General features: G+C 44.1%; 19 protein-coding genes and 1 other RNA gene. 7 read left to right on the top strand and 13 right to left on the bottom strand.

Annotated elements, in window-relative coordinates; translation table 11 throughout:
* Window positions 1-236: 236 nt before the first annotated feature.
* From CPZ25_RS19930 to ssrA, 4 genes are all read left to right on the top strand, one after another.
* The gene (locus CPZ25_RS19930) at window positions 237-872 is read left to right on the top strand and encodes a flavodoxin family protein (RefSeq protein ID WP_096920874.1); all 636 of its coding nucleotides are present in this window, start codon (window positions 237-239) and stop codon (window positions 870-872) included.
* A gap of 122 nt (window positions 873-994) precedes the next feature.
* Window positions 995-3,148, top strand: a complete 2,154-nt coding sequence (rnr, locus tag CPZ25_RS19925) for a ribonuclease R (protein ID WP_096920873.1) — start codon at window positions 995-997, stop codon at window positions 3,146-3,148.
* Window positions 3,149-3,237: 89 nt separating this feature from the next.
* A complete protein-coding gene (gene smpB, locus CPZ25_RS19920; RefSeq protein WP_013381200.1) occupies window positions 3,238-3,696 on the top strand; it encodes an SsrA-binding protein SmpB in 459 nt (152 codons plus the stop codon).
* Window positions 3,697-3,715: 19 nt separating this feature from the next.
* Window positions 3,716-4,112, top strand: a transfer-messenger RNA (tmRNA) gene (gene ssrA / locus CPZ25_RS19915).
* A gap of 229 nt (window positions 4,113-4,341) precedes the next feature.
* Here the strand turns inward: ssrA and CPZ25_RS21075 are convergent.
* From CPZ25_RS21075 to CPZ25_RS19905, 3 genes are all read right to left on the bottom strand, one after another.
* The gene (locus CPZ25_RS21075) at window positions 4,342-4,476 is read right to left on the bottom strand and encodes a hypothetical protein (RefSeq protein ID WP_263422125.1); all 135 of its coding nucleotides are present in this window, start codon (window positions 4,474-4,476) and stop codon (window positions 4,342-4,344) included.
* A gap of 800 nt (window positions 4,477-5,276) precedes the next feature.
* The gene (locus CPZ25_RS19910; RefSeq protein ID WP_058695256.1) at window positions 5,277-6,065 is read right to left on the bottom strand and encodes a hypothetical protein; all 789 of its coding nucleotides are present in this window, start codon (window positions 6,063-6,065) and stop codon (window positions 5,277-5,279) included.
* 686 nt (window positions 6,066-6,751) lie between these two features.
* Window positions 6,752-9,493, bottom strand: coding sequence for a response regulator (locus CPZ25_RS19905; protein ID WP_096920872.1), 2,742 nt, complete (start codon window positions 9,491-9,493; stop codon window positions 6,752-6,754).
* 432 nt (window positions 9,494-9,925) lie between these two features.
* Between CPZ25_RS19905 and CPZ25_RS19900 the strand changes: the two genes are divergently transcribed.
* Window positions 9,926-10,396, top strand: a complete 471-nt coding sequence (locus CPZ25_RS19900; protein ID WP_096920871.1) for a homing endonuclease associated repeat-containing protein — start codon at window positions 9,926-9,928, stop codon at window positions 10,394-10,396.
* A gap of 78 nt (window positions 10,397-10,474) precedes the next feature.
* On the opposite strand, the gene CPZ25_RS19895 is transcribed toward CPZ25_RS19900, so the two are convergent.
* Complete coding sequence (locus CPZ25_RS19895; protein ID WP_058695258.1) at window positions 10,475-11,011, bottom strand: EutP/PduV family microcompartment system protein; 537 nt, start codon at window positions 11,009-11,011, stop codon at window positions 10,475-10,477.
* A gap of 15 nt (window positions 11,012-11,026) precedes the next feature.
* Window positions 11,027-11,407: a BMC domain-containing protein gene (locus CPZ25_RS19890; protein WP_013381240.1), complete on the bottom strand. Its 381-nt coding sequence runs from the start codon at window positions 11,405-11,407 to the stop codon at window positions 11,027-11,029.
* Between the two features lie 253 nt (window positions 11,408-11,660).
* Here CPZ25_RS19890 and CPZ25_RS19885 point away from each other — a divergent pair, with 253 nt between their 5' ends.
* Window positions 11,661-12,341, top strand: a complete 681-nt coding sequence (locus CPZ25_RS19885) for a helix-turn-helix domain-containing protein (RefSeq protein WP_096920878.1) — start codon at window positions 11,661-11,663, stop codon at window positions 12,339-12,341.
* On the top strand, window positions 12,338-13,303 hold the full coding sequence (locus tag CPZ25_RS19880) for an IS3 family transposase (protein WP_138721015.1): 966 nt from the start codon (window positions 12,338-12,340) through the stop codon (window positions 13,301-13,303). The genes CPZ25_RS19885 and CPZ25_RS19880 overlap by 4 nt, the downstream gene beginning before the upstream one ends.
* A gap of 169 nt (window positions 13,304-13,472) precedes the next feature.
* On the opposite strand, the gene tnpA is transcribed toward CPZ25_RS19880, so the two are convergent.
* The 8 genes from tnpA to CPZ25_RS19840 all read right to left on the bottom strand — a co-directional run bounded on the left by tnpA (window position 13,473) and on the right by CPZ25_RS19840 (window position 20,304).
* Window positions 13,473-13,940 (bottom strand): IS200/IS605 family transposase, encoded by a 468-nt coding sequence (tnpA, locus tag CPZ25_RS19875; protein ID WP_074617744.1) that lies wholly within the window; start codon window positions 13,938-13,940, stop codon window positions 13,473-13,475.
* Window positions 13,941-14,111: 171 nt separating this feature from the next.
* Window positions 14,112-14,891, bottom strand: coding sequence for a prolipoprotein diacylglyceryl transferase (gene lgt, locus CPZ25_RS19870; RefSeq protein ID WP_074617743.1), 780 nt, complete (start codon window positions 14,889-14,891; stop codon window positions 14,112-14,114).
* Between the two features lie 23 nt (window positions 14,892-14,914).
* Complete coding sequence (pduL, locus tag CPZ25_RS19865) at window positions 14,915-15,574, bottom strand: phosphate propanoyltransferase (RefSeq protein ID WP_038352709.1); 660 nt, start codon at window positions 15,572-15,574, stop codon at window positions 14,915-14,917.
* Window positions 15,575-15,705: 131 nt separating this feature from the next.
* Entirely contained in the window at window positions 15,706-17,409 is a 1,704-nt protein-coding gene (gene recN / locus CPZ25_RS19860) for a DNA repair protein RecN (RefSeq protein ID WP_096920585.1), read from the bottom strand.
* A 49-nt stretch (window positions 17,410-17,458) separates the two neighbouring features.
* Complete coding sequence (locus CPZ25_RS19855; RefSeq protein WP_058695262.1) at window positions 17,459-17,911, bottom strand: arginine repressor; 453 nt, start codon at window positions 17,909-17,911, stop codon at window positions 17,459-17,461.
* Window positions 17,912-17,916: 5 nt separating this feature from the next.
* Entirely contained in the window at window positions 17,917-18,813 is an 897-nt protein-coding gene (locus tag CPZ25_RS19850; protein ID WP_096920586.1) for an NAD(+)/NADH kinase, read from the bottom strand.
* Window positions 18,803-19,654, bottom strand: coding sequence for a TlyA family RNA methyltransferase (locus CPZ25_RS19845; RefSeq protein ID WP_096920587.1), 852 nt, complete (start codon window positions 19,652-19,654; stop codon window positions 18,803-18,805). Before CPZ25_RS19845 ends, CPZ25_RS19850 begins: the two co-directional genes overlap by 11 nt.
* Before the next feature lie 68 nt (window positions 19,655-19,722).
* Entirely contained in the window at window positions 19,723-20,304 is a 582-nt protein-coding gene (locus tag CPZ25_RS19840) for a hypothetical protein (RefSeq protein WP_074617740.1), read from the bottom strand.
* Window positions 20,305-21,195: the final 891 nt, after the last annotated feature.

The following is a 21,195-nucleotide window of genomic DNA, read 5'->3' as shown; positions in this document are numbered from 1 at the left end:
TTTCAATGTCAAGCTCTTTTTGAACTTTTTTAAAAAAACTTTTATGCGAAGTGGTGATTTCTCACTCACTTGCTGTCTCACTTGCGACAGCTTCATTATTATACGACGATGCTTTAGGAATGTCAATACCTTTTCTAAACTTTTTTCGCATTTTTTTATCATTGTTTTTAAGCGGTTTCTCTGCTATATTGTTTTTAAAGAATATCTACATTATATAAGGGAGAGGGAGTATTGTTATGAAGGTTCTATCAGTTGTTGGTTCTCCTCGTAGGGACGGAAGCACCGCCCAGGTCGTCGAGTACCTCACAAATAATCTGGAGGGTATCGAGAAGGAGCTTGTTTATCTGAGCGACTATAAGCTGCACCCCTGTTTAGGCTGTATGCTCTGTGTCCATACCAACCGCTGTGTACAGGAGGACGGCTGGGACTCTATTCAGACCAGTCTCATGGAGGCTGATGTCCTGATTCTTGGGTTTCCCACCTACTACGCGTTTTCTCTGGGCTTTAACGCTATGACCCATGTTTTTCTGGAGCGCTGGTTTGCTCTGCGTCACCTGGGCGTCAAGCTTAATCTCAAAAAAATTGTCTGTGTGGTGTCCTCCGGCACCAGCCCTGAGGTCGCTCAGAAAGGTCTGACCGACTTTTTCGTGAACTACCATCGTCTGCCAGCTCCGGAATTTCTAAATATTCAAACGCCCATCGCCTGTATGACCTGCGGTGTGGGCGACGTCTGTGAAATGAGCGGTCTGGCGTTGATGGCCCAGGATAGCATTATCTACACGCCAGATATGAAGCCTGATTTATCCAGGCAGCCCGAGGTTTTTGAAAAGGCCACCCAGATCGCTGCGTCCATTTCTGCGTTAAAGGATTAACCCTCTAACCGCTGTTTTCTTCTGAGAGCAGCGGTTAATTTTATGTAATTGATTGAGTTTAAGACTTTACTCTGTTAGAATGAACCTATAAAGGTTATATATTATACAGAAAATGAGGCATTATGAAAACAAAAGACTTAAAAAAGATGGTGAAGTCCGTAATCGAAAGCTCCAGATACAGGCCGATGCGCTTTAAGGATCTGGCATACCTTTTGGATCTTCACAATAAAAAAGATAAACAGATGCTGAACAACCTGCTGACCGAGATGGTTCGGAAGGGCAAAATTGCCTGCGACCATCAGGAGCGCTATGTCAACATCAAAGACGAAAAAAGAATTACCGGAATCCTTCAGGGACACTCCAGAGGCTTTGGTTTTGTGACCCCGGACGATGAGAGCATAGATCAGGATATTTTTATTGCCCCCAGCTCCTTGAACGGTGCCCTGGACATGGACCGGGTGGAGGTGCGCCTCCTCACAGCTGCCAAAGACCGCCGGGCAGAGGGAGAAATTGTCAAAGTGCTCGAACGCGGGCGCAGCAAACTGGTGGGCCGTTTCGAGCTGCACAAAAATTTTGGTTTTGTCATCCCAGACAACGATAAGCTGAATAAAGATATCTTTATCCCCGAACGCTATATGTACGGTGCCCACACCAATGACAAGGTTGTTGTAAGCGTAACGGTCTGGCCTGACGGCGGCCAAAATCCTGAGGGCCGTATCGTGGAGGTTCTCGGAAGCGCTGACGACCCGAGGATTGACGTTCTGTCCATTTTCAGAGAATTTGATGTGCCCATGGAATTTTCCGAGGAGACTCTCCGGGATGCCAATATGCTGAGTGATACAATCACACCCGAAATGTTAAAAAACCGCGTTGACCTGAGAGGCGAGACGATCTTTACCATTGACGGTGACGACGCCAAGGATTTTGATGACGCCGTCTCTCTGAATATGAATGAAAAGGGCCATTATGTGCTGGGCGTTCACATCGCAGATGTCAGCCACTATATCACCGAACGGGGTGCCATTGACCAGGAGGCTTACGAACGGGGGACCAGCATTTATGCCATCGACCAAGTCATCCCAATGCTCCCCTTCAATCTTTCCAACAACGTATGCAGCCTCAAGCCAGACGTGGATCGTCTGACTATGAGCTGTATCATGGAAATTGATGGCAAAGGCAATATCTTAAGCTACGATATTTTCAAATCCGTGATTCACTCGGCTGCCCGCATGACCTATGGCCAGGTAAACCGGCTGTTGGACGGTGTCCATGATGGGGGCACAGCAGCCCTCGAGCCATTTGAGAGCATCCTCTTTCAAATGGAGGAGCTGATGTCCATTCTTTATAATGAACGCCGGATTCAGCGGGGCGCGGTCGACTTTGATTTTCCAGAGCCCAAAATCACGCTGGACAAAAAGGGTTATCCCTGTGAGATTGTTGCCTTGGAACGCGGAATCTCCGAACGAATTATCGAGGAATTTATGCTGGCCGCCAATGAAACAGTCGCCGCCCATATCGAAAAAACCGGCCTGCCTTTTATCTTCCGCAACCATCCGGAGCCCGATCCCGAAAAACTGACAGCCTTCCGCACCTTTATCGGACGCTTTGGCTTCAGCCTTGGCGAGGAGGACACCCCAGTGACGGGGAAAGATTTTCAGAAACTACAAAAGGATATTGAAGATTCCTCCGAGGAAAATGTCATTACCCGTCTGATGCTGCGGACCATGCAGCAGGCCGTCTACGAAGGCAATTGTAAGGGACACTATGCCTTGGGCGCCAACTATTATACCCACTTCACTTCGCCCATCCGCCGTTATCCTGATCTGGCTGTCCATCGAACCCTGTCCAGGGTTATGGACCACGCGCTCAACCCCAAGGAGATAAAATACCTGAAGGGCCATATTGATGAAATGGCTAAGCATTGCTCCGAACGGGAACGCCGGGCAGATGATATTGAGCGTGAGGTCGACAAGATTAAAATGGTCGAGTATATGTCAAGGCATATCGGCGAAACATTCTCTGCCCAGATCAGCGGTGTGACCTCTTTTGGCTTTTTTGTCGAGCTGCCCAACACCATCGAGGGCCTGGTTCGTCTCCAGAGCCTTAAGGACGATTACTACTATTACGATGAGGAAATGCACCAGCAGGTAGGCGAACGCTTTGGCAAAATCTACAAACTGGGGCAGGACGTCACCGTCAAGCTTACTCACGCCGACATCAACAACCGGCAGATTGATTTTGAAATTGCCCAGATTCCAAAGCAGGGACGGCCATAAGCCGCCCCTGTCCCCAAAATTTACCCCTTGATTAATCGCTTTGATTCTGGTATAATAAAACACTATCTGAAAGAAAGGAAATGGGTGCTATGGCCGATTCAGTCAAAGTCATTGCCAAGAACAAAAAAGCCCGGCACGATTACTTCATCGAAGAAACCTATGAATGTGGAATCGTCCTTGCCGGAACCGAGGTCAAATCCCTCCGCCAGGGCAAGGCCAGCCTGAAGGAAAGCCATGCCGACATCAAAGACGGCGAAGTTTATGTTTATCAGATGAACATTACCCCTTACGAGCACGGGAATATCTATAACAAAGACCCCCTGCGCCCGAGAAAGCTGCTCCTGCATAAACAGCAGATCCGCAAGCTTATTGGGCTTAAGCAGCGCGAGGGCTATACCTTGGTGCCTCTGTCCCTGTATTTTAAAAACGGACGGGTTAAGCTTGAGCTGGCACTGGCAAAGGGTAAAAAACTCTATGATAAACGGCACACCATCGCAGAGCGGGACGCTAACCGGCGTATCCAGAAAAACCTGCGGCACAGCGTTTAGCTTTCAGAGATACCCAAATGGGGACGTAAAGGTTTCGACGGGGATGTTGAAGCTTGAGTAGCGAGCCGATGCGCTGATCATCGTTAAAAGTGGCACTTAAATATAAACGCAAAAGAAAACAGAAGTTACGGTATGGCTTTAGCTGCTTAATTGCAGTCTAAACCCGTATTAAGACTTACCGCAGCATAATAATTGCTGCACGCTCCTCCATTTAACCTGCGATTTGGAGATCAGCGTTCATAACAGTAGGGAACCGTTTGGGGAAGGGCCTCGGTCCGCAAACGCATAAGAGGCTAGTTCTGCAGAACCTTTGTCATTGGAGATCCTGCAGGGCGAATGTTAATCAATGACTGCGCTCGGAGAAGCTCCTGTGAATGCATTTTCGGACGTGGGTTCGACTCCCACCGTCTCCACCAAATCAGGAACCGCCAGTTTAAGCCATTTTCGGATGGTTTAAACTGTTTTTTTTAACTTCTCTAACAAAACTCTAACAAACCTGTCTCACGAGCTTGTTTATATATAAGAAAACGTTCATGTTACAGCCATCAAATATTGAGTGTATCACTCGCTTTTGATACATTTTGTCAATTTCAAAATCATTCACTCATGCTGTTTTTATTCTAACAAAAATCCTAACTTGCTTGTTTATTTGTTTTGAATTTTTTCTTCAACATGCGCATAGACTTTTATTGTTGTCTTGATACTGCTATGCCCCATATACTCCATGATTTCTTTTGGTGAAAAGGCAGGACTACCATCTCTGTTTCTTGCATTGATCATAACCGTCGCATTGCCCTCCCTCCATCGTCATCGCGAAAAATCTACCACGATTTTTTATAAATATGGTTCATCGTAAAGTGCCCATCCTAACGTCGCTCCATACCGGAGCAAGGGTTTTTATCCAGATAATTTTCATTCAGTTTTCAAAGACCGTGAAAATAATTGCGTTCAAGTTGGGGAATTTGGATAAAAACAACTTAAATCTTCCGCTACCTATATAAGGGAAAAAATCACAACTTTTAGCCTGATTTATTTCAAAAAAACAGCAGGAAAAATTCTTGCCGTTTTTGATTAGCACAAAACATTGATATTATGCGATTTTATAATCTTCTACACTCAAAAAAATAAGTTGGATTATATCTATATATCACCAAATTTTATAATTATTTTATCATAAATTGCCCCATTAGAATTTTATCTGTTTTAAAATCAAACTGTATCCAACATAAATTCGATAAAATATCTGACTTTCATGCCAAATAGCAGCCAGGTATAACACTATAACATCCCGCTTGAAATCTGCCATTGATAAATAAACAAAAATTTTTCACTTTGAAAGCAAAAGGGTTTTCTAAAGTCTTATAGTTTTGACATTTCATTCAAAACAGAAAAAAATAATTAAATTTTTATAAAGATACTAACTTTTTATTATTTACTCCTCCTAATACTTTGAGTCAGTGTTAAATTTATGACGTTCCTTCGCTGATACACTCCCTTACGTGCCAATAATCGTTACAATTACTCTGATTTCCCCCCTGTCCATTAACTCCTCCCTTTTTACTTTAGGTTTAGATCTTACTTTAACGCATTAAACATCTCGAGTGTGAGATAAGGTCTGTTGTAGATGCCGTCATTTGCGATAAAGAGTATGTGTGTACTAATGCTTTCAAAATCAGCCGTTCCTCCTTCATATGTTGGTTCAGTTCTTTCAAAGAGCAATCAACATAAACATTTAAATAAGGAAAGGTAGCAAATCTAGAAGACTTTCTACTGATATACATTATGTTTGATGAAAAGGGATTCCCTGTCTCCAAAAACAACCGATTGTAGGTACTTCTGTCATCAATGTTGGGTTTACTATAAACTGGCTTGAGTTCTTTCACGCCATAAAGCGGTAAATTTTCTCCTAAATAGCGATGGACGTTTGTTCCCTTATAGCGCTCTCCAAAAACATTTTTCGCATATGTCTTGACTTTTTCAAATTTTCCAATTTCTTCTACTTCTTCTCCTAAGGTTGTGCTATAGGTGCCTGTGGCCTTGCTGTCGGTACTGTGAAATACATAAAAATTCAGGTCAAATTTTGGCGAATAGCCCAGATAACAGGTCTCTGTCCTTGCTGGAGCGTTCCCGTAGATACAGGATCCATCAATGCAGAACAGTGCCTCTCTATAAGGTTCAACATGGTTCTCTTTTAAAAGTTTTATTTCGTAATAATCCTTACCGTAGTTACTCTCCAGATAGGCTAAGGCGCCCTCGACACTGGCAGGCTCTACTTCCTTCTGTTTTTTGCATCCGGATGAAAACACCGTTGCCAAGCTGATTAAAATACAGATTAAAAGCCAGCTTCTTTTATTTATTTGTTTTTTCATGGCTCATTCTCCTTGTTTTTACTCTGGTCTTAATCGTTTGCTATAAAAATATCTACAACTGGATTGTACAAAGCAAAATAAAATGAGATAATTCCTAAAAATAATATATTATATCGAACAACTACGGTAGGATTAACAAGACAAACCCAATAATCAAACCGAATACTGTATAAGAGATAGGTCTTTGCCCTGCTGTTCAGATAGCTGAATTAATCATTTTAGTTTATGCTGAATATTTTATATGTTTTATATTGCATAACACTTCTAATATTATAAGAATACGTTTTCATTGTCTTTTCAAGGGTAAAAATTATCACCAAAAGTCTATTTAAAATAAAAATATCCACAGCTATAAAAAAACAGTTTGGAAAAATTTTTTCTTCAAGCTGTTTTTTTGGTTTGCATTTGATCCACTTTTAATATCTCTTTGCAATTTTTTTGTGTCTAATTCAGAAAATCATTTATTTTTTTAGGCCGTTCGTTTTTATGCTTTCTTTCCCAGGTTTTTACTGTTTCATGTCTGAAAAACCTGTGTTAACAAAAATGTACTTCCTTAATTAGATCCAGATCAATCTTATTTACCAGAATCTATGGATCATTATTTATTCGTTGTACTTAGATTGCGTATTCAAGTTCAAAAAAACGCAGGAGTTGTGCAGAAGAATTTATCTGCACATCTTTTTTGATTACCTGACCCACTGCTCCAAAATGCCGACAAGCTTTTCTATATCAATAGGCTTTGAGACATGATCGTTCATACCCACACTCTGGGCCCTGACCATATCGCTTACAAAGGCGTTAGCCGTGAGGGCAAAAATCGGTAAGTTCGAATCTGCCCGGCACATCGCCCGTATTTTGGCCGTTGCCTCGTAGCCATCCATGACCGGCATTTGAATATCCATCAAGATCGCCTGATAATATCCCGGCTTCGATGCTTCGAACATCTCTATGGCCTGCTTTCCGTTTTCCGCAGTCTCCACCAGAATTTCCTGCATTTTGAGAAGCTCGACGGCAATCTCACGGTTGAGGTCATTGTCCTCAGCCAGCAAAACACGTTTACCCAAAAGCCGGGCGTGGAATTCTTCCTCTCCGGTCTCCTCAGTCTCTGTCTTATCTGTATAACAGAACAGCTGAAGCACATGCAGCATTTTCGATTTAAATAGAGGTTTGGTAATAAAGGCGTCTGCCCCCGCGCTCAAAAATTCCTCCTCAATATCCGAAAAATCATATGCGGATATTATAATGATAGGCATCTCCTCTCCCATCTGCCTCCGGATCAACCGGACAGTCTCAAGACCATCTATTTCAGGCATTTTCCAATCTAGAATGACTGCAAAATAATCCTCACCCTGGTGATGGGCCTTTTGAACGCTTTCAACTGCCTCGGCACCGGATAAAACCCAACATCCGCGCATCCCCAGCTCATTCAGTAGCAGCGCAGCGTTTTCACACACGATCTGGTCATCGTCCACCACCAGTACCGGCAGGCCTGCTAGCGCATCATCACTTTGCACTTCCTCGATTTGCAGTTCCAACGGTACCGTTACAATAAACTGGCTTCCCTTTCCCGGCTCGCTCTTTACATCAATGGTTCCGTTCATCATATGGACTATGTTATCCGTAATAGCCATTCCAAGGCCGGTTCCCTGGATTTTGCTGATACGCGAATCTTCTGCACGGGAGAAGGGCTCAAAAATTTTCACAAGAAATTCCTGTTCCATACCAATGCCATTGTCTGTAAAAACAAATTCATACTGAGCCTTTTTAGAAATGATCGAAGGCCTCTCATTAATCAGCAGGGTGATCTTTCCTCCCTCCGGCGTATACTTAATGGCATTGGACAGCAGATTCAGAAAAACCTGTTGCAGGCGGTCCCCGTCAGTGATGACCTTTTCGTGCTGTACTTGTCCGACAATCACCTTGAAATCATGCTTTTTCTCAGTCAGAAGCGCTTTACACATATCCGAAGCACCCTGAATAAGCTCGGGGAGGTCAACGGCTTCAAGCACCAGATCAAGCTTTCCGCTCTCAATCTTTGACATATCCAGAACTTCATTAATCAAGCTGAGCAGATGGCGGCTGGAGACATTAATCTTGTTCAGGCAGTCCCCCACCCTTTCCGGGCTTTCCATGTTTGCCCTGGCAATGGCCGTCATGCCCATGATCGCGTTCATGGGCGTCCGAATATCGTGGGACATTGACGATAAAAAGTCAGTTTTGGCCGAGTTGGCGACACGAACCGCCTGATACGCGTCCTCCAGTGCTATGCGCTGCCGCTGCTGTTCCTCCCTTTCCTCCGTGATATCCAGTCCGATACTGTAAAAGGAGGGAATGCCGTCCCAGCTGTCCAAACCATCCACATAGCACATGGTAATGGTTAAAATACGCTGTTCTCCCGACCGTTTTTTGATTCGCACCTCAAACACTGTGTTCTGTCCTGTAGCTTGCGGCTCGATGATTGCTTTTTTCACCCGGGCGTGGTCATCGGGATGTATATAAGTGCACTGGGAATGCAACTCTTTTTCGAACTGCTCTTTAGTGTAGCCGATCATGTCTAAAAAATCCGCCCCATACCAGAGAACCGTCTTAAAGTCTCGGGCGTCCAGGCGCGCAAAACCTCCGGGAATGGTCCTGAGCAGGGCCTCCCGCTCACGATCCTTTTTCGCAAGTTTATACTCTGCGCTATACATATCGTGGGACAACTCAATCCGGGCTTTATGCCCATACCAGTTCACAATCCGGTTCTTAATCATAAAAGTTCGATCTAAAACCGGGTTAAAAAATTCCCATTCATAAAAGGAATCCTCGCTCAACCGGTCATTAGTGCAGAAAGGGCAGGGTGTTGACCGTCCCTGTATCACCTCATAGCATTTTTTCCCAATAATATTCTCCATTGGCCGCTGCAGTGTTTCGCAAGATACTTTGTTCACATACAGAAGCTCATAGGTAGACATATCGCTGATATAGATGTTGCCGACATATTCATCCAGCATTAATTCAAAATAATGCATTCGTTGCTCCTGCAAAAAGACCATATCTGTAACGTCAACAAATACAACGTTAATTACTGAGCTGTCTGACTGTGGAGGCTCTGCCATGGTCGCAGTCACCTGAAACCAGGCCATCCCATTTGAGACAGGCATCTGGCAGTTTGTCCGCACGCGGGTCTCCCCCGCGTCAAAAGCATGAAGCAGTGTATTCTTAAAAATTTGAAACGCTTTCGGATATGCCTGATAATAGTGCCTGAGACTTGAAAACCGCTTCTGATATTCCTCTTCGGTATAGCCGGTAGCCCTGTAAAAATCCATGCTTGCCCAAAGCACTGGCAGATCTTCATTTAAAAGAAGCTGGCATATTACAAGCCCCATGCTGCCAAACTCTATCTTCGCCTTGGCTGATTCTAGCTTTGTTTCTTTTTTATCTTTCATTAAAAACCATTCACTCCTTTATGATCGCTTTCAATCATAATCTTATTACTTGTTCATATTATATCTTAATAGATTTCTAAAATCAATCAATCCTTCTGGATTGCTACGATTCTTTTCCGAATCTTTAAGCCGGACTCTTCTTCCTGCTGTTTTTAAAAATGATCCTTTTGGCGTAATGAATTTGAAAACTTCAATTTACATCTGCATGGTGTTATGGTATAATCACTATGGTAAATTATTGTATGAAATTTGCTGTAATATAGCTAAATCGGCACCAAACAGGCTTTGGATTTATCCCGCCTGTTTTTTATTGCCGGTAGTTTCATTTTTTATTACTTTGCAGGTCTATTTTTACTTGTATTTACACTGTTTTATGCTATAATAATAACCGTTTAAAATTTTGAAATTATTGTTAATCAAGGGAAGGTAACCATGGGAAAATACTACGAAAAAAAGATGCTCATTGAGCAATTACAAAAGAAAGCCGTTGAATTAGGACGCATACCAGGTCCTGAAGATATGATCGATCCACCGGCAAAGGCTTATCTTGGCTTTTTCAAGAAATGGGAAAAGGCGGTCAAAGCTGCCGGCATCAGCGCTTCTGCCCTTAATCTGACACTGGTCAGGGAGGACGCTCCTGTTGTTTCCGAAATTGCTGAACCTGCCGAAGCAGTCGCCAATGATCCTGAACCCGTCGAAGAAACTGCTCCCCAGGGACGCCGCCGTTACTCCAAGAGCATCATCACTCAGATGCTGCTGGATGAGTTTAAACGCCTTGGCAAAAAGCCAACCCGTAAGGAAATAGATGCAAACAAAAATCTTCCAACAGTTTCAACCTGTCTCAACTATTTCGGCACGACCCGGATCGGTGATGTGTGGGATGAAATTTTAAAGGATCTCTAAAAAAAGATGGGGTACCGTTTAGGCATCCCATCTTTTTTAGATACAAACCCCTCCGCAATTTATGCGGAGGGGTTTGTTTTAAATAAATTCAAAATCCTTTTGTCCAAATTCCTGGATCTCGTATTTTGTGGATTTTACGTTTCTTTCCTGTTCGGCCTCCTCCTGGCTCTCCCAGGGAAGAACATCTCCTGGCTCCTTCAGGTATTCTAAAAGCTGCCAGATCCCTTCTCCGGTATAAGAGCTCACCGGAAAGATCGGATCAGCACCAGTCAGTTTAAGCCATTCGATGGCCTGCTCTGTATTGGCACAGGGATGGTCGATCTGCGTAACAATCCCAATCACCGGCCTGTTTGCCACAGGAGCAACGTTTGGCGGATATAAGGAATAGGGCTCAGTCGCATTAATCAAAAGTGCCACCACGTCCGCCTCGTAAGAATAGAGGGCCAGCGCCCGCGCCAGTGTATTGGTTTCGGCGTATTCGCCCGGTGTATCAATAATTACATCGAAGTGATTGACATACTGCGTTTTTTCATACTGAATGGTATCACCCTTCAGCGCCTGACGCAGCGTAGTTTTTCCGCATTCACTCCTGCCAACCAAAATCATCTTTTTCATAAAGTCGCCTTCATCCTATGTTGTTGTAATTTCGCAGATGGTAAAGCCCAATGTCCCCTGAAGGTAGCTCAAAATTGCATTGACCGCTGACTTAACATCGGAAATACGACCTGTAAAAATTAAGGTGCCGCTGAAACGGTCAATAAAGCCCATATCGATCGGGGCAGTCTTGATGGCCATATCCCCTGCGATAACAGCAATTTCCGCTGGCGTCATGCTCAAAATACCAATGGCCGCCTTATTATAATCCACGCTTGGGTTTAAGCCCAGCTTCTGGTAAACGATCGGGTCCGGACCAGCGATAATATGGGCCAATGTAACCTGTTTGCCCGGTACGGTTTCCTGTATGATACGAAGCTTGCCTTCGTTTGATCCCAATATATTGTTCACATCCATTGAAGTCCCTCCTAAAAATCCCCATAACTTTTCATTTTTTATTATTGTATTATTATGTATTGTAACATTTAATCTTTAAGCAAAACATGGAAATACTTGTTTGATAAAGCTATTTTTTGTATTTTAAATCATTAACCATCGGAAAATTCGGTGGTATGAACCGGCCCTGAAAGTGCATTTTGCTATGGTGCCCTGATATGATCCCCCTTAAGTAGACAAGGTAAATAACCAAAATCTACTTAGGGGGGATTTTATGTATAGAAAATATACATCTGAAGAAAAATTGAATATTGTGGAGGGATATCTGAATGGGCTTTTTTCCTTGGAAGAAAAAGCCCATGAGTTAGGATATAAGTCAGCACCGGGGTGCTTTAAACGATGGGTACAGCAGTATCAAGAGCAAGGAGCAGAGGGACTCTTGTGTTCGGCAGGTAATAAATCTTATACAGCAGAATTCAAAACAATGGTGGTTGAAGAGTATCTTTCTGGAAAAGGCTCCGCAGTTGAACTTGCCGCAAAACACAAAATTAGTACAGCAGATGTTTTGTTGCATTGGGTTTCGTTGTATAATGCCAATAGAAAGCTTAAGGATTATAATCCTAAGAGGGAGGTCTATATGGCAGAAGCACGGAGAAAAACAACTTTGGAAGAACGAGAAGCAATTGTTAAATATTGCATTGCCCATGATAGAGATTACAAAGAAACCGCTTCTTTGTTTGATGTTTCATACAGCCAGGTTTACTCCTGGGTGAAAAAATATGATGCTAATGGTGAAACTGGTTTGGTTGATCGGCGCGGGCACCATAAAGCAGATGACGAAGTGGATGAACTGGAACGGCTGCGCCGAGAAAATATACGGCTCAAAAGCCAGCTTGAAGAAAAGGATATGGCAGTGGAACTGTTAAAAAAAGCGAAAGAATTCGAAAGGATGTGAGATTTGGAAAACAACGCTTCGAATCGAAATATATGGCGATTCAATATTTTATTGAAAAAAAACAATGGAGCATCAACTGGATGTGCAGACAGTTGGAAATTTCACGCGCAGCTTATTACAAATGGCTGCACCGCTCAGTTCCTGAACGGGAGGCAGAGAATTTAAAGCTGGCAGAATTGATAAAAGAGTACGATGAACGTTTTTGCCGCATCTTAGGCTACCGGAGAATGACAAGTTGGATAAACCATTTCAATCATACGAACTATAGCAAGAACCGGATTCATAGGATTATGAAGAAACTTGGAATACATTCTGTTATTAGAAAAAAGAAGAAAACATACCATTCTTCCAAGCCGGAAGCTACTGCTGAAAATAAGCTCAAAAGAGATTTCAATGCAGGAAAACCTAATGAAAAATGGGCTACGGATGTAACAGAATTTAAAATTCCCGAAACCGGAAAGAAGTTGTATCTCAGCGCCATATTTGACCTTTATGACCGTTATCCAGTAGCTTATGTTATCAGCCGGAGAAATGACAACAAGCTTGTATTTGATACATATGACAAAGCAGTGGAACAGAATCCGGAAGCCAGACCACTCTTTCACAGCGACAGAGGCTATCAGTATACGAGCAAGGTATTCCAGACAAAGCTTCAAGAACAGGGAATGGCTCAATCCATGTCACGTGTCGGACACTGTATTGATAATGGACCCACAGAAGGCTTGTGGGGAATTATCAAGTCTGACATGTACTGTATGTATAAGATCACCGACGAAGGCTCTCTGTATTCTGCCATCCATGGATATATGAAATTTTATGCCAATGAAAGACCACAGGACAGATTTCATTGTAAAACACCATCTGAGGTAAGGCAGGAGGCACTGGCTTCAGAAGCAGCTATTCAGTACCCGATTTCTGAAAACAAACGGCTAGAAGCCTACAAAGCCAAATGGTGTGCATAACATAAATATCCGCCATATCTGTGTTCTGATATGGCGGATACCTATCGTCTTATTTTAGATATTTTACTTGTCTACTTGACAAGGGGCTGATCACCCTTCCGGGCTCTGAAGATTTGACAACCATAGCGCTTTTACAGGCGGCCCCTCAAAGGGGCTTTTTTCTATTTGCCTATTTCACCGATTCACCCGTAAACGGGTCAATATATTCCTTCATGCTTATTTGGTCGCTTAATTTATCTTCCCATAATTGCTGCTGTATGTACTCTTTGATTCTTTTCTCATTTTTTCCAACAGCATCCACATAATATCCTCTCGCCCAAAATTTGCGGTTTCCATATTTGTATTTCAAATGCGCATGTCGATCAAAAATCATTAAGGTCGATTTGCTTTTTAAGTATCCCATAAAGCTCGATATGCTGTATTTCGGTGGTATCTCCACCAACATATGAATATGATCCGGACACGCTTCTGCTTCAATGATTTCAATCCCTGGCTTCCTTTCGATTAAAGTTCTTAATATTTGCCCAATATCTCTTTTTAATTTGTTGTAGATTATCATTCTCCTATATTTGGGGATCATAATGATGTGATATTTGCATTGATATACCGTATGTGATAAATTATTTTTGTCTTTCATAAAAACTTACCTCCTATTTGGATTTTAAGTATGGCTGCCAAACCTTACCTTATTTTCCCCTTGATAGGAGGTTTTTTGTACCCTCGCTTTAAGCTTTTCCGGACCACTTGCATAGCAAGTGGTTTTCTTTATAAACAAAAAAACACTCCAGATCAGGAGTGTTTTAAAGTCCTATTCGCCACCATTTAAATGCTCGCCGCCAAATTTTTTCCTCAGGACAATGATACCACCAAATCCGACGATCACAAGGGCCAGACTGATGAGCTGGGCCACCCGAATATTCATAAACATCAGGCTGTCCGTCCGCAGTTCTTCAATAAAGAAGCGGCCTACAGAATACAATGCGAGGTACAAAAATAGCAACTCACCGTTAACTTTTTTGAATTTCTTTTCATAAAAGAACAGGAATCCAAAAACGAGCAAATCCCAGATAGATTCATATAAAAATGTAGGATGAACACGTATCATCCCCAGAATCGGATCGCTTACTGTAATGGCCCAAGGCAGATCCGTAATGGTACCATGAGCTTCCTGATTAAAGTAATTCCCCCAGCGCCCAATGGCCTGCCCCAGCGGCAATGCCGGGATCACCGTATCTGCCAACGCAAAGAAATTGATCTTCTTTACCCGACACAGGATAATCCCGACAATCACTCCGGCAATAATCCCGCCGTGTATGGCCAGACCGCCGGAGCGCGTCATAATAATCTCATTAAGGTGTTTTGAATAGTAGCCCCATTCAAAAATAACGTAATAAAGCCGCGCGCCTACAATAATGGACGGAACCAGAAACAGAAAAAAATCCATGATATCATCGCTCTTAATCCCGTATTTCGCACTACGCTTGACCGCAATCAGCATCCCGATTACCAGGGCAGCAGCAATGAGGATTCCGTACCATTTCACCTCAATATTGAAAATCGTAAACGCTGTAGGGTTCGGTGTTGGCATGGTATTCCTCCAATTATTTTAATTTATTCTTTTTCCGGCAGGTCTCCAACCATCGGAAGCGGACTTCCATCGTCGCAGATGGTCAGGTAATCAATCGTAGCGGTTTCCTTATCAACGATACAGGCCAGCTGTCCGTTGCGCGCACCGGCTGCGTTGCCTTCTTCAATATCAATGTGCATTTCCATTTTGTGTTTATCCCCAACACGCACCAGCACATTATTAAAAATCAGGCCGCGAGGTCCCTTCAGACGAACCGAAACAATATCGCCGTCCTTCAGATTATAGTTAGCGCCTTCTTCGGTGGATAAGTGGATATGTCTTTCAGCGACGATCATCCCTTTTTCCTTAACTACTTTCCCCTTTGGCCCGATAATGGTAAAGCCCGGTGTACCCTCCAGGTCACCTGATAAACGAATCGGAACCTGATGGATACCTAACTTAACGCCGTCTGCGATGTTTAATTCCAGCTGTGTTTCCGGACGAACCGGACCTAAAACACGTACCCCTGCCAATGTGTTCTTTGGTCCTACAATATCGACCTTTTCAACCGCTGCAAACTGTCCAGGCTGAACCAGAAATTTTTTCGGTGTCAATTCATAGCCTTCACCGAATAAAGCTTCTAAATCCTCCTGGGACAGATGAATGTGTTTGTTTGATAATCCCAATGGTACTCTGCGTTCCATAATTACTAATCTCCTTTTCATTAACCATTAATTTTAAGTTTCTCTACCTTGCTTTATTCTACCTAAAAATTATTCACTTGTTAATGCACTATTTTGTTCATTTTGCGCATTTCGCATTTTGAGGACTGCTACTATTTTGTCTTTTTTAGTTTTTTGGTCATTTCCAGCATTTCGGCAGCATGGTCAAGGGTCGTTTGAGTCACCTCTGCACCGCTGAGCATCCGGGCCAGCTCGTTCTGGCGTTCCCGCTCTCCAAGCGGCCCAAAATTCACCTCCACACTGTCGTCGTCCGATTTTTTCTCGACCAGAAAATGCTTATCCGCCATCGAGGCAATCTGTGGCAGATGGGTAATACAGATAATCTGGTGGGTCTTGCTAAGCTCAAAAACCTTCTCAGCCACTGCCTGAGCTGTCCTCCCACTGATACCGGTGTCAATTTCGTCAAAAATCATTGTCTGGATCCGGTCGCGGTCGCCGAATATACTTTTGATGCTGAGCATGATGCGGGAAATCTCCCCTCCCGAAGCAATTTTGCGCAACGGCTTCGGCGGCACCCCGGGGTTGACCGAGATCAAAAATTCAACCTGATCCTGCCCCTTCGGTGAGATCAGCTTCTTTTCCTGGCTGATTTGTACCTGCACCACAGTTTTTTCCATAGCCAGGTCTTTCAATTCACGTTCAAGGGCTTCCTTAAAGACTTGACCGGATTTTTTGCGCATTTCATGCAGCGCATTTGCCCGGCTTTCATAGTCTCTCAGAATCTTTTTATACTGTTTCTGAAATTTCTCGATCTGTTCATCGCGGTTTATGAGCCCTGAAAGCCGTTCTTCCAAAAGCGCGCCATATTCCAGAATTTCACTGATCGAGCTTCCATATTTTCGTTTGAGCCCAGTGATCACACCCAGGCGTTTTTCCACTTCATCTAGATTATTCATGTCAAAGTCAATGCCGTCTATATAGCTGCGAATTTCAAAGGACAAATTCTCAAGCTCCTGATAGGCCGATTCCACTACGGCATCATAGGCTTTAAAACCGCTGTCGATCTCCGAAATATCCCTTATGCGGTCGCCCAGCTCGGTCAGCAATGCCAGGAGGGCGGTCTGGTAAGCATTTTCGTCCCCGTTCAAGACCTGGTAGGCCTCATTAGCACTTCTGAAAAGCTGCTCGCTGTTGACGAGAATCTTTTTGTCGCTCTCCAGACTTTCTTCCTCACCGTCGATCAGCTTGGCTGCCCGGATCTCCTTGAGCTCATACAAGAACATTTCCTTCTGGCGTTCCATTTCCCGCTCGTCCTTTTCAAGACCGCGGATTTTCTGACTAAGCTCTTTGAGCCTCGCAGCGTCTCCCGCCACATCGTTCAGCAGCTCCCTGGCCGGGTCACCTCCAAAATCATCCAAAAAATGACGGTGGTTCTCCCGCTGAAACAGCGACTGGTGCTCATGCTGCCCGTGAATATCAATCAGGTTATCACCGATGGCCCGGAGCTGTGTTACGGTAATGATAATCCCATCTGCCCGACACACATTTTTCCCCTTGGTATCAATCTCACGGGTTAGTATGAGGCGCCCATCCTCTGGCTCAATACCAAATTCGGCCAGTTTAGCGGATACTGCCTGATTTCCGTCAATATCAAACAACCCCTGCACCACCATTTTATCCGCTCCGTGGCGAATATTAGACTTATTGCCCCGCTGTCCCAGCAGCAATGTAAGCGCATCGATGACAATGGACTTACCGGCTCCAGTTTCCCCAGTAATCACGTTGAGTCCTGGATCCAGGTCGATATTTAAGGCCTCGATCAGGGCGTAATTTTTAATGACGATATTTAACAGCATAAAAACCTCTCCTGTGCTTTAATCTGTCGGCTATTTTTACCCGATGCCGTCAGGGCTTCATCAATTTTTTAAAGCGGCTTACAATTTCGTTGACGTCATCTTGTTCCCGGACAGCGACAAAAATAGTGTCGTCGCCTGCCACAGTACCAACCACCTCATTCCACTCCATAGAGTCAATAGCCAGAGCCGCCGCCTGAGCCATGGCTGGCAGTGTATGGAGCACTACCAAAAAGGTAGCAGTATCTACCGTTAAAACGGATTCTCTGAAAACAGCCACCACTCGCTCATCGTATATGGTGCCCATATCCTTTAAGGAAGAATAATACTGACGTCCGTCCTGCCCCATAACCTTAATGAGCTTAAGCTCCTTAATATCCCTTGAAATCGTGGCCTGTGTCACCTTGTAGCCACTCTGCTTTAGGTGCTCGGCTAGTTCTTCCTGGGTTTCAATCTGATTATTTTCAATAATTTCAATGATTTTAGTCTGTCTCGCTACTTTCACGGCAGCTACCTCCTGTCTTTATTGCTGATATTGCTGAGCACATCGTCAGAAAGCTTTTTCCTCAGACGATCGTAGAAATTCACATTATTGAGCCGAACTAAATTGGCAGTATAGGGTGCTTTTTTCACCACGACCTCATCTCTCGCCCCAATGGGGATAATGTTTTGTCCATCAAAGCTCACGATAATGTCCCGTTCGCGCTCATCAAAACGAATGGTGATATTTTCCTCTGCGGCAATTACATAGGCACGGTCATGAAGCCGATGCGGGCAGATGGGATTGACAATCATAACATCTGTTCCTGGCGCCACCACCGGACCACCAGCCGCCAGCGAATAAGCCGTCGATCCCGTCGGACTGGCAATGATCAGCCCGTCCGCTCTGAAAAAATCGATCATGTTCTCCCCTTCTTTACCCGCGTAAGCTTTAATATCCATCATGCGGAATCCGGTATTTTTTACCAGAACGTCATTAAGAGCCAGAAAGGTCTCGCTCTCACCATTCGGCCGGTTAATGCAGGAGGACAGCATCATCCGTTTCTCGAGGAAGAACTCCCCGTTGCACAGCGCCTTTAACAGGTGCTCATAGTTAGAGGCTTCACCTTCTGTCAGAAAGCCCAGCTTTCCAAGGTTAATGCCAAAAAGGGGCATATCGTAAATGCAAGAAGCCCTGGCAACAGACAGCAGTGTTCCGTCTCCGCCCAATACCACAATGCAGTCCGGCTTTTTATAAAATTCATCCTTAGGGTATATATGCACCCCAGGGTCCCCGTCTGGCTCCATCTGATTATTGAGCAAAGCGACCTGTATTCCCCGCCCTCTTAGATAGCGGATGCACTTCGCGGCCATTTCCACACTGTCGCTTTTATCGCAGTTGAGATAGATGCCGACTTCATTCATCATTGTTTTCCCCATCCTTTTTACTGTAGGCGCTATGGGCTGCATTAACCACCTGTTCAATCATTTGTTCCCGGTTTTCAAACCTTGCTGTCTTACACTCCGGCAGCTTCTCAACAAAGCAAAGAAACTCTATATTTCCCTTAGGGCCCTGTATGGGTGAATAATCCAAGCCAAAAACTTTAAAATGCTTTTCCATAATCTGCGAAAGTGTCTGGTCCAATACCTCTCTGTGAGTTTTTTTATCCCGAACAACGCCATTCTTGCCCACCTTATCACGTCCCGCCTCAAACTGGGGTTTGATGAGCCAGATTCCTTTTCCCCCATCCTTTAAAAACAAGCGAATCGCGTCCAGCAGTTTTGTGATCGAAATAAAGGAAACATCCATAACTGTTCCGTCTACAATATCCGGGATAGCGCCCTTTTCCAGATTTCTGAAATTAGTCCGTTCCATGGACACTACCCGTTCATCTCCGCGGAGACGCCAGTCAAGCTGCCCATATCCCACATCCACCGAGTATACTTTTGCGGCCCCGTTTTGCAGCAGGCAGTCTGTAAAACCACCAGTCGACGCACCGATATCAAGGAAAATACCACCCTGCACTGGAAATGGAAAAACCTCAAGCCCTTTTTCCAGCTTGAGCCCTCCCCGGCTTACATAAGGGATAGGATTGCCCTTGATCTCGATAACGGATGGGTCCAAATCCACCACCAGCTGATCCCCCGCTTTATCCTTGACCTGGCCGCTCACCATGACCAACCCAGCCATAATTGCTTTTTTAGCCTTTTCCCGAGAATCAAAAAAGCCGTGATCAACGAGATATTTATCAAATCGTTCTTTTTTCATACATTCTACTTTCTCTTTATAAGATGATACCGGTCTTCCGACATAATAAGCCCAGCAAAGCCAGGCTGCTATTCGCAGCCCTTGAATAAAATTTTAACGGTTGCCACAGGCAGCGAAAAGCCGTGGATAATGGATGTACTGTTTTTCATTGCAAGGTCCTTTCCAAGGGCCTTACCCCCGACCGTCAGGCAGGCGATACAGCCGCTCATTACCAGGCTCAAAACAACCGCGTTAAAGAGCGGATAAAACCGCAGAAGCTGTGTGGCAATGCTGACACCAGTAGCGCCACTGACAATACCGCAGATATCTCCGATAACATCGTTGCAGACATTGGATACCCTTGGGGCATTCCTGACCAGCGAGACCGCGGTCTTAGCGCCCTTTAACTTCTTAGCTGCCATGGCGTTAAATGGCTCAATATTGACTGCAGTCACAGCCACGCCCACAATGTCCGCCAGTATCCCAAAGGCAATAATGGCAAATAAAATAAGAAAAGAAATCAGAAGGCCCGTATGAGCTAAAAGCGTATCTGAAATATAAGTGACCAGCATGGTCGAAAAGAAGGTTCCAATGGAAACTCCAATCACCCAATGGCGGTGCTTGCGCTCTTTTAATTCCTTTTTAGACAAATTTTTCTTGTTTGTTTTCATCAATTCTCCATTTTAAACTAAAAAGAAAGGAATTATGCGACGCATAATTCCTTCACATTCTTTCATGGGGTGGTAGCATAATGAGTAAACTTTGCGACATAGGTTCAGTAGGATTTCCCAAAACATGACTAAGACGTCGCCGTCAAAGCGGTTTCCCTTTACATGTAGTCTGCAGCGTCACCGAATGCAGGACTGAATTACCACTAAGTGTGCACTATAATCCCCACTATACCTCTTGCGAGCAGTCTAGGAGTTTTCCTCGACAACACCCATTGATCCTTAGCCTCTTTTGCAGATTAGGTTTCGAACGCAATATTTTATACTCTCCGGGCCCTGGAAATTATAAAACTGTCAGCCCATCCACCTAAGCCACTCAAGGCAGGCTACACTGTTTCAGCACTCCATTCCACTACAGAATGAAACACATTCACAGGTTTTCCCTATCATTAGACAGGTCTCCACGGAAGCAGGGTCAGAAGCCCGCATGCCATTGCAGGTTGCCCCATCTTCCTTAACCCCCAGTGAACACCCCCAACTGGGCGTCAAAAGCATTCACAAGGGACTTCATCGATATGCCCTTCGACGGATTTTTAGGCCCGCCCTGGTGATCAACAGTGCCGACTAGAATACTGCACCACCTGTATAAGATTATATCACCTTCCTTTCTTTATCACAAGCGAAAAACTGTATAAATATGTAAAGATTAAACAATATTTAAGCTGCTTTTACCAAAAATCATGAATATTGAGTGAATATGTCCCAAAGTATCCACTAAAATCACATTCGGCTCTCCATTTTTATCATTAACTTTTTATAAAAGATTAATAACGCAACAAAGGCGGCATATTTTTTTACGTCCTTATTTTCCAAATCAGGGGGGCTTCCTTCCTA

Origin of the sequence: Eubacterium maltosivorans (assembly GCF_002441855.2) — a bacterium.
GTDB classification, from domain to species: domain Bacteria; phylum Bacillota; class Clostridia; order Eubacteriales; family Eubacteriaceae; genus Eubacterium; species Eubacterium maltosivorans.
Note: the sequence above shows the minus strand (reverse complement) of the source record. Positions and strands in the feature narration are given on the sequence as shown.